At 75.6% G+C, this 8,802-nt stretch carries 7 protein-coding genes; 5 read left to right on the plus strand and 2 right to left on the minus strand.

Annotation, left to right across the window (positions count from 1 at the left end; translation table 11 throughout):
- The first annotated feature begins 356 nt into the window (after window positions 1–356).
- Both ACFV6I_RS27795 and ACFV6I_RS27800 read left to right on the plus strand, forming a co-directional pair.
- On the plus strand, window positions 357–1,583 hold the full coding sequence (locus tag ACFV6I_RS27795; protein WP_380428267.1) for a glycosyltransferase: 1,227 nt from the start codon (window positions 357–359) through the stop codon (window positions 1,581–1,583).
- A 90-nt stretch (window positions 1,584–1,673) separates the two neighbouring features.
- Entirely contained in the window at window positions 1,674–4,064 is a 2,391-nt protein-coding gene (locus ACFV6I_RS27800) for a HelD family protein (protein ID WP_380428268.1), read from the plus strand.
- Here ACFV6I_RS27800 and ACFV6I_RS27805 read toward each other — a convergent pair.
- Window positions 3,985–5,400, minus strand: a complete 1,416-nt coding sequence (locus ACFV6I_RS27805) for a glycosyltransferase 87 family protein (protein WP_380428269.1) — start codon at window positions 5,398–5,400, stop codon at window positions 3,985–3,987. The two genes, ACFV6I_RS27800 and ACFV6I_RS27805, sit on opposite strands and share 80 nt — an antisense overlap.
- Before the next feature lie 113 nt (window positions 5,401–5,513).
- On the opposite strand from ACFV6I_RS27805, the gene ACFV6I_RS27810 reads away from it, so the two are divergent.
- Entirely contained in the window at window positions 5,514–6,617 is a 1,104-nt protein-coding gene (locus tag ACFV6I_RS27810; protein WP_380428270.1) for a molybdopterin-dependent oxidoreductase, read from the plus strand.
- Window positions 6,617–7,039, plus strand: coding sequence for a hypothetical protein (locus ACFV6I_RS27815; protein ID WP_380428271.1), 423 nt, complete (start codon window positions 6,617–6,619; stop codon window positions 7,037–7,039). Before ACFV6I_RS27810 ends, ACFV6I_RS27815 begins: the two co-directional genes overlap by 1 nt.
- On the opposite strand, the gene ACFV6I_RS27820 is transcribed toward ACFV6I_RS27815, so the two are convergent.
- Window positions 7,014–7,865: an S-methyl-5'-thioadenosine phosphorylase gene (locus ACFV6I_RS27820; RefSeq protein ID WP_380377990.1), complete on the minus strand. Its 852-nt coding sequence runs from the start codon at window positions 7,863–7,865 to the stop codon at window positions 7,014–7,016. The genes ACFV6I_RS27815 and ACFV6I_RS27820 overlap by 26 nt on opposite strands.
- A gap of 243 nt (window positions 7,866–8,108) precedes the next feature.
- Here ACFV6I_RS27820 and ACFV6I_RS27825 point away from each other — a divergent pair, with 243 nt between their 5' ends.
- Window positions 8,109–8,753 (plus strand): transglycosylase family protein, encoded by a 645-nt coding sequence (locus tag ACFV6I_RS27825; RefSeq protein ID WP_380428272.1) that lies wholly within the window; start codon window positions 8,109–8,111, stop codon window positions 8,751–8,753.
- Window positions 8,754–8,802 lie beyond the last annotated feature (49 nt).

An 8,802-nucleotide genomic window follows, 5' to 3' on the forward strand; every position in this document is an offset into this window, starting at 1 on the left:
CGCCCGCGCGGGCTCTCCCCGGCGGGGCGGCTCTTTCAACACCACCAGCCCCCCCCCCCCCCGGGGGGGGCCCCCCCCCCCCCCCGGGGGGCCCCCCGTCCGCGTCGTCACGTTGTCACGTCGTCATTCCGGGCCGAACACTCCGCACACGCAGCACAGGCAACACGCGCCGCACACACCGTTTCACCAGCAGAAAAGAAGTCCGCCCGCAGCGGACGAGAAAAAAGGCACAGGAGGAAAAACCACTCCCGGCCACTTCTAACTTATAGCGTACGGGGGGCCTTGCGGCAAGGCCCCGGTCGTGCCGCACAATCGTCGACCTGAACCGGAATCCGCGGAAATTTGGGGTCGCGAAAATGCGTGTGCTGTTGTCGACGTACGGGTCCCGCGGGGATGTCGAACCGCTGGTGGGGCTCGCGGCGCGGCTGCGGGAGTCCGGCTCGCAGGTGCGGGTGTGTGCGCCGCCGGACGAGGACTTCGCGCAGCGGTTGGCCCACATCGACGTGCCGCTGGTGCCGGTCGGCCCGTCGGCGCGGGCGCTGACGGCGGCGCCGGCGTCGCCGTCGTCCCTGCCGGAGCGTGCGGCCGCGGTGATCGCCGGGCAGTTGGAGGCGGTCACGGCGGCGGCCGAGGGCTGCGACGTGCTGGTGGCCACCGGCATGCTGCCGGCTGCGGCGGGCGCGCTGTCGGTGGCCGAGAAGCTGGGCATCCGCTCCGTGTCGGTGACCTTCCAGCAGCTGACCCTGCCCTCGCCGGGCCGCCCGCCGCTGGCGTACCCGGGCCGGCCGTTCCCGCCGGAGGTGACCGACAACCGGGTGCTGTGGGGCCTGGACGCCGAGAGCATCAACGCGCTGTTCGGCGCGGCGCTCAACACCAACCGGGCGTCGATCGGCCTGCCGCCGGTGGACGACGTCCGCGACTACGTCATCGGCGACCGGCCGTGGCTGGCGACCGACCCGGTCCTGGACCCGTGGCAGGAACCGGCGGACCTGGACGTCGTGCAGACCGGCGCGTGGATCCTGCCGGACCGACGCCCGCTGCCGGCCGGGTTGGAGGCCTTCCTGGCCGCCGGCGCACCGCCGGTGTACGTGGGCTTCGGCAGCATGCCGATGCTCGCCTCCCAGGACGCCGCCCAGGTGGCCGTCGAGGCGGTCCGCGCGCAGGGCCGTCGCGTGGTCGTGGCCCACGGCTGGGCCGGCCCGGGGCGTGTCCGGGCCCCGATCGACGACCGGGGCGACTGCTTCGTCGTCGGCGAGGTCAACCAGCAGGCGCTGTTCGGCCGGGTGGCCGCCGTCGTGCACCACGGCGGGGCGGGCACCACGACGACGGCCACCCGGGCCGGCGCGCCCCAGGTCGTCGTCCCGCAGACCGCGGACCAGCCGTACTGGGCCAGCCGGGTGGCCGAGCTGGGCATCGGCGTGGCACTCGACGGGCCGACCCCGACCACCGAGTCCCTGTCCGCCGCGCTCAGGACGGCCCTCGCCCCCGAGACCCGGGTGTGGGCGACCGCCGTGGCCACCATGATCCGCACCGACGGCGCGGCGCTGGCCGCACAACTGCTGCTCGACGCGGCCGGCCGCTGAGGCGTGCCGGATAATTCCACCCGCCGCCACCCCCGATTTCCCGGCCGACCGCCCGAGGAATCGAAAAGCTCGAAGCACCTGGAGCCAGGTTTGTCCCCCATCTCGTCCTCCTCGTCCTCCTCGTCCGAACCGAATTCGCCCGCCGACGACTGGCGGTCCGGCGAACTGCGGGCGGAGAACGCGTACGTCGGCAGGCTGTACGAGCGCCTCGAAGCGCAGCGCGCACTCGCGGCCGCCCGGCTGCGCCAGGTCCACCTCCAGGAGAAGGGCGGGACGATCCAGGCCCTCCTGGAGCGCGACACCATGGAGATCCACCACACCCGCCGGCTGGCGGCGCTGCACGCCGCCGAGTACGGGCTGTGCTTCGGCCGGATCGACGACGCCGACGGCGAGCGGCAGTACATCGGCCGGATCGCCCTGTCGGACGGCGACCACGAGCCGCTGCTCACCGACTGGCGGGCGGCGGCCGCGGAGCCGTTCTACCGGGCGACGCCCGCCGCACCGGGCGGCGTGGTGGCGCGACGGCACCTGCGGACCAAGGGCCGGACCGGCGTCGACTTCGACGACGACGCCTTCGGGGTGGGCGCCCCCGCGGGCCGCAGCGACGCCGAGCTCAGCGGGGAGGGCGCCCTGCTCGCCTCGCTGACGGCGGCCCGGACGGGGCGGATGGGCGACATCGTCTCCACCATCCAGGCCGAGCAGGACCGCGTCATCCGCGACGCGCTCGGCGGCGTCCTGGTCGTGCAGGGCGGCCCGGGCACCGGCAAGACCGTCGTCGCCCTGCACCGCGCCGCGTACCTGCTCTACACCCACCGCGACCGGCTGGCCAAGCACGGTGTGCTGGTCATCGGGCCGAACACGACGTTCCTGCGCTACATCGACCAGGTGCTTCCCGCGCTCGGCGAGAGCGAGGTCGTGCTGAGCAGCATCGGCACGCTCTACCCGGGGGTGACGGGGACCGGCGCCGAGACGCCCGAGGCGGCCGCCGTCAAGGGCGACGCCCGGATGGCCCAGGTCCTCGCCGCCGCACTGGAGGGCCTGCGGCAGCTGCCGGAGGAGTCGTGGACCATCACCGTGGGCAAGACCTCGCCCTACCACCAGGAGCTCCGGATCGGCCGGGCGCTCTGCGAGCGGGCCCATGCCGCCGCGCACCGGAGCGGCAGGCCGCACAACGCGGCCCGGGCCGACCTGGTGGAGCGGCTCTCCTCGGAGCTGGCCCTGCGGATCGCCCGGGACCAGGGCGGGAAGATGGACCTGGACGCCGTGGCGGACCTCGCCGACGCGCTCGTCGACGAGCCCGAGTTCCAGGCCGTGGCCCAGAAGCTGTGGCCGCTGCTGAACCCGGAGCAGGTGCTCACGAGCCTGTTCGGCTCCCCGGAGCTGCTGGCGAGCGCGATGCCGGACTTCACCGAGGCCGAACGCGCCGCACTGCTGCGCGAACTGCCGGTCCCGGAGCGGGAGTCCGGCGCCGAGGAGGCCGAGGAGGCCGAGGAGGCCGCCGAGGAGCCCGTGACCGCCGCGACCACCCGGACCACCTGGACCACCGACGACGTGCCGCTGCTCGACGAGGCCGCCGAACTGCTCGGCCCGCTTCCGGGCGCCGCCGTCGCCCGCCGGGCCGAGGCCGCCGCCGAGGCGGCGGAGCTGGAGTTCGCCAAGATCGTCCTCGACGACTTCGGCGTGGGCCTGGTCGAGATGGACGCGAAGATGCTGGCCCGCCAGTACCGCGGCGAGGAGTCGCTCCGGCCGCTGGCCGAGCGCGCGGCCGAGGACCGGACCTGGGGCTACGGGCACGTGATCGTGGACGAGGCCCAGGAGCTGTCCCCGATGGCCTGGCGGATGCTGGCCCGCCGCTGCCCCGGCCGTTCCATGACGATCGTCGGCGACCTGGCGCAGACCGGCGCGCCGGCCGGGCTGAGCTCCTGGGGCCAGGCCCTCGACACGTACACGGCGGGGCGCTGGCGCACGGTGGAACTCACCATCAACTACCGCACCCCGGCCGAGATCATGCAGGTCACCGAGGGCGTCCTGCGGGCGCTCGACCCGTCGCTCGCCGCCCCCACCGCGGTACGCAGCGGCGGAACCCGCCCGTGGAGCCTGCGGATCCCCGCGGACGGCCGGGCGGCGGCGCTGCGCGGCGCCGTCGAACGGGAGCTCGCGGCGCTGGACGGCGGCCGGCTGGCGGTCATCCACGCGCCTGATGCCCCGGCCGAACTGCTCGACGGGATCGCCGAGTTGGCAGGTGTCTGCGTCAACGACGTTCCGGCGTCGCTGGATTCGCCGGCCGTCCTGCTGACGGCCGCCCAGTCCAAGGGGCTTGAGTTCGACGCCGTCCTGGTCGTGGAGCCCACCGAGATCCTCGCGGCGCACGCCCACGGCGTGAACGACCTCTACGTCGCCCTCACCCGTGCGACGAAGTCCCTCGGGGTGCTGCACAGCCGGGACCTGCCGGAGATGCTGCAGGGGCTGGAGCCCCGCTGAGGACGGCGGTCGCTCTCCCGCGCACCAGGACGCCGACCGCGACGCACGCCAACGCGGCACCGTAGGCGGCCCGTTGGGCCTCGACCCCGCCCGTCAGATAGAGGTACTGCCCGGCGGCGGGGACGGCGAGCCACTCCCCGCGGCCGGTGAGGCCCACCAGGGCCACCACCAGCAGGCCGTACCAGGGGTAGGCGGGCGCGGCGAGGAGCAGGGCCGTACCGGTGACGAACAGGGCGCCGTCCCAGGGGCGGGCGGGGTCGCCGCGCCGGAGCACCCACAGGGCGACGGCGGCTAGGACCGCCCCGGCGGCCCACGGCAGCAGGGCGTCCGGCAGGAGGAGGGCGAGCAGGCCGAAGCGGTCGAGGTGCCCCTGCTCGTACCCCTCCTCCTTCAGGTAGCCGGGCAGGTAGCCGAGCACACCGGTGCCGGAGGCGGCGAGGTAGGGCAGGTAGGCCAGGGCGAACGCGCCGAGCGAGGCGCCCAGCAGCAGGGCGTTCTCGCGCGGGCGCCGGCGGGCCAGCGCGCCCGGCAGGGCCAGTGCGGGGATCAGCTTGACCGCCACCGCCGCGCCGAGCAGCGCGCCGGCCCGCGTCGCCTTCCGCCGGGCCGCGTACCCGAGGCCCACGACCAGCAGCAGCGCCCCGAGGGTGTCCACGTGCGCGTCGTTGACCGACCACACCGTCACGCCGGGGCACCACCCCCACAGCGCGGCCCGCCGGCTGCCCCGCCCGATCACGAGCAGCGCCCCCGTGGTCGCCACCGCGAGCAGGGCGCCGGCGGCCTGCATCCCGCGCACCCCTCCCCCGAAGGGGTGCAGGGCGAGGAACCAGGCCTCCGCGACCGGCGGGTAGATGGTGTGCACGGCGGGCCGGTTGATGCGGGTGCAGTCGCCGGCGGCGGTGCGCCGCTCGTCCCAGCCGTCGCAGGCGCCGCCGGTCGGCCACAGGTCGGGGGTGCGCAGCCGGGCGAGCGCCGGGTCGTCCGGGGTGTACACGTACGGGGAGGTGCCGGCGGCCTGGACCCGGCCGTCCCAGACGTAGCGGTAGGCGTCGTCGCTGGTGCGCGGCGGGGCGAGCAGGCCGACGGCGGCGACGGCGACGCTCCCGGCCAGGACCAGCGGCACGACCTGACGGCCGCCCACCCGGCGCAGCGCCAGCAGGGCGAGCGCGTACAGGGCGGCGTCGACGGCGTACCAGGCGTACAGCGGCGCGCGGTGGCCGAGCGTGCCGCCGCCGGTGACGGTGAGGGCGAGCGCGGCGGTCAGGGCGGCCAGCGCGAGCAGACAGGGCAGCACGCGGGCGGGCCGGAGGCGGATGCGCAGGGGGCGGGTGGGCACGCGCCCACCCTGCCACCGGGCGGCGGCGCGCGACCGCAGCGGCGTGGCGCCGTTCGGATTCCGTAAGCACGTCGTGCCGCCGCGAAACCGGGGCCCGGCGGTTCCATGGACGGGTGACTCCGAACCTCCTTCCGCGATTCCGCTCGGCGCTGCACGAGCCGCGCACCGCCGTGGTGCTCGGCCGCTGGCTGGGCGCCGCGCTGCTGGTGTGCTTTCTGACCGGGCTGGTCAGCCACGCCCTCCAGGACCCGCCCGGCTGGCTGACGCCGTATCTGTTGAGCCGCCCGGTGAACGGCTACCGGGTGACCCAGGGGCTGCACGTGATCAGCGGCCTGGCGGCCGTTCCGTTGCTGGGGGCGAAGCTGTGGACGGTCTACCCGCAGCTGTTCGCGTGGCCGCCGGTGCGCGGCGTGGCGCACGCGCTGGAGCGGCTGGGGATCTTCGTGCTGGTCGCGGCGATGCTGCTGGAGCTGTTCACCGGGCTGTTCGACACCCTGCAATGGTATCCGTGGCCGTTCCCGTTCCGCCAGACGCACTTCTGGCTGGCCTGGCTGGCCGCCGGCGGCCTGTTCGTCCACCTCGCGGCCAAGGGCCCGCTGATCGCGCGGCACTGGCGACGCCCGGCGGCCGGGCTGCCGCAGCGGCGGGCGTTCCTCGCCGCCGTGACGGCCGCGGTGGGTGTGGTCACGCTCACCACGGCCGGGCAGACCGTCCCCTTCCTGCGCCGGCTGGTCCTGCTGGCCCCGCGCCGCCCCGACCTGGGCCCGCAGGGGCTGCCGGTCAACCGGACCGCCGCGCAGGCCGGGACGGTCACCGTGCCGGCCGACTGGCGGCTCCGGGTGGACGGCCCGCAGCCGTACCGGCTCTCCCTCGCCGAGCTGAACCAACTTCCGCAGTACGAGGTGCACTTGCCGATCTCCTGTGTGGAGGGGTGGAGCTTCTCGGCGCGCTGGACCGGGGTGCGGGTGGCCGATCTGCTGGTCCGGGCGGGCGCCCCGGCCGGCTCGGGTCTGCTGATCACCTCGCTGGAGGCGGACGGCCCGTACCGCGAGATGCGGATGCCCGCCGAGTACGCCGTCGACCCGCTCACCCTGCTCGCCCTGCGGATCAACGGCGAGGTGCTGACGGCGGACCACGGCTTCCCGGCGCGGATCATCGCGCCCAACCGGCCGGGGGTGCTGCAGACCAAGTGGGTCGCGCGCCTGGAGGTGATCTGATGCCCCGGTGGCTGCGCGCGGTGCTGCTGCTCGGCGGGCTCGCCCTGATCGGCTTCGGCCTGTCGGGCCTGCTCACCGACTCCTACATCACCGACCCGCTCGACGTAGCGGTCTGGGCGGTGGGCGGGGTGCTGCTGCACGACGGGCTGTGGGTGCCGCTGCTCTGCCTGGTCGGCGCGCGACTGGCGCGCGACTGGGCGTTGCGCGGCTGGCTGGTCGTCGCGGCGGCGGTGAGCGCGATCGGGCTGCCGGCGGTGCTGCGGGACGGCGAGAACCACGGCAACTCCTCCCTGCTGCCGCTGCCGTACCTGCGCAACTGGCTGCTGGTGCTGGCCGCCACCGCCGGGCCGGTGCTGCTGTTCGCACTCGTCCGGTGGTGGCGGCGGCGCCCGCGGGTCAGACGCCCGGCAGACCCGTCGTGAGCCCGTCCAGGGCGTGCGAGCAGACGCAGTCCCGGGCGGCGGGCAGGCTCTCCAGCGCCTTGAACAGCACCGTGCGCAGCCGGTCGACGTTTCCGGCGAAGACCTCCAGCACCTCGGCGTGGGTGACGCCCTCGCCGCTCTCCACGCCCGCGTCGAGGTCGGTGACCAGCGCCAACGAGGTGTAGCAGAGGCCGAGTTCGCGGGCGAGGACGGCCTCCGGGTGGCCGGTCATGCCCACCACGGACCAGCCGTTCGCGGTGAACCAGCGGGACTCGGCGCGGGTGGAGAAGCGCGGGCCCTCGATCACCACCAGGGTGCCGCCGTCCACCGGCTCCCAGGCCGCGCCCCGGGCGGCGTCCAGGGCGGCGCGCCGCCCGTCCGGGCAGTACGGGTCGGCCATCGAGACGTGCACCACCTCGGGCACCGCCCCGCCGGGCAGCGGCAGACCGTCGTAGTAGGTCTGCACCCGGCCGGAGGTGCGGTCGACGAACTGGTCGGGCACCAGCAGCGTGCCGGGCCCGTACTCCGGGCGCAGCCCGCCGACGGCGCACGGTCCGAGCACCTGGCGCACGCCCAGGGAGTGCAGCGCCCACAGGTTGGCCCGGTAGTTGATCCGGTGTGGCGGCAGGCCGTGGCCGCGCCCGTGCCGGGGGAGGAAGGCGACCCGGCGGCCGGCCACCTCGCCCAGGAACAGCGCGTCGCTGGGCGGCCCGTACGGCGTGTCGACGCGCAGTTCGGTCACGTCGTCGAGCAGCGCGTAGAGCCCTGAGCCGCCGATCACGCCCAGTTCGGCGCGCGGAGCACCGGTTCCCTGATCGATCGTCATCGTTCGTACCCTTCCTCGGGGAGGCGTCCCGGCCACTCTAGGGTCCGCGCGGCGCCGCCGGTCCTTACGGTTCCGGGACGGCGGGCGGGGCCGGATGGCCGCGGGCCGTCGGGGTGGTCCGGGGCGGCCGAGCGGGTGACCTGCCGGACGTGTCGGCGGTGGCGCGCCCCACCCGGCGTGCGTCGGTGGGTGTGCGCCGCCTCCGGGCGGTGCGCGCCCTGTTCCCGAAGTTGAGAGCCGCCGATGCCTCCCACCGTTCGTCTTCGCCGCCTCGTCCCCGCCGCCCTGTGCGCGCTCGCCGTGGCCCTCACCGCTCCCGCGGCCCAGGCCGCTCCCCCGGGCCGCGGCCCGGGCACCGACCCCGGCCGGGGGTACGACGGAGGGAGGTACGACTGGGAGAGCGTGGCGGCCTGCGAGAGCAGCGGCGACTGGCACGTCAACACCGGCAACGGCTACTTCGGCGGCCTCCAGTTCGACACCCCCACCTGGCGCGAGAACGGCGGCCTCGCCTACGCCCCACGCCCCGACCTCGCCAGCCGCGAGGAACAGATCGCGGTGGCCCAGCACCTCGCCGGGCGGCGCGGCCTCGCCCCCTGGCCCGCCTGCGGCGCCCGCGCCACCCGCGGCCACGACCGCGAGCGCGACGCCGCCCTGCCCCCTCCGCCCGCACCCGCACCCGCGCCCGCGCCCCCGGCGGACAGCGACAGTGCCGGCGCCGAGGCCGGCGACGGCGGGTGGACGGTCCGCGAGGGCGACACCCTGGGCGACCTCGCCGAAACCCTGCGCGTGCCCGGCGGCTGGCCCGCCCTCTACGCGCTCAACCGCGCCGCCATCGGCGACGACCCGGACCTCATCCAGCCGGGCACGGTGCTGCGCCTGCCGTCCTGAACCCGGCTCCCGCACAGCAGTCGGCCCGCCCGGTCGCACAGGACCGGGC

This window comes from Kitasatospora sp. NPDC059803 (assembly GCF_042732255.1).
In the GTDB taxonomy this organism is placed as follows: domain Bacteria; phylum Actinomycetota; class Actinomycetes; order Streptomycetales; family Streptomycetaceae; genus Kitasatospora.

Bases quoted from the DNA above. Each gene is read 5' to 3' on its own strand.
- ACFV6I_RS27795 (WP_380428267.1), top strand. From the start codon at position 357: ATGCGTGTGCTGTTGTCGACGTACGGGTCCCGCGGGGATGTCGAACCG.
- ACFV6I_RS27815 (WP_380428271.1), top strand. From the start codon at position 6,617: ATGCCCCGGTGGCTGCGCGCGGTGCTGCTGCTCGGCGGGCTCGCCCTG.
- ACFV6I_RS27820 (WP_380377990.1), bottom strand. From the start codon at position 7,865: ATGACGATCGATCAGGGAACCGGTGCTCCGCGCGCCGAACTGGGCGTG.
- ACFV6I_RS27825 (WP_380428272.1), top strand. From the start codon at position 8,109: ATGCCTCCCACCGTTCGTCTTCGCCGCCTCGTCCCCGCCGCCCTGTGC.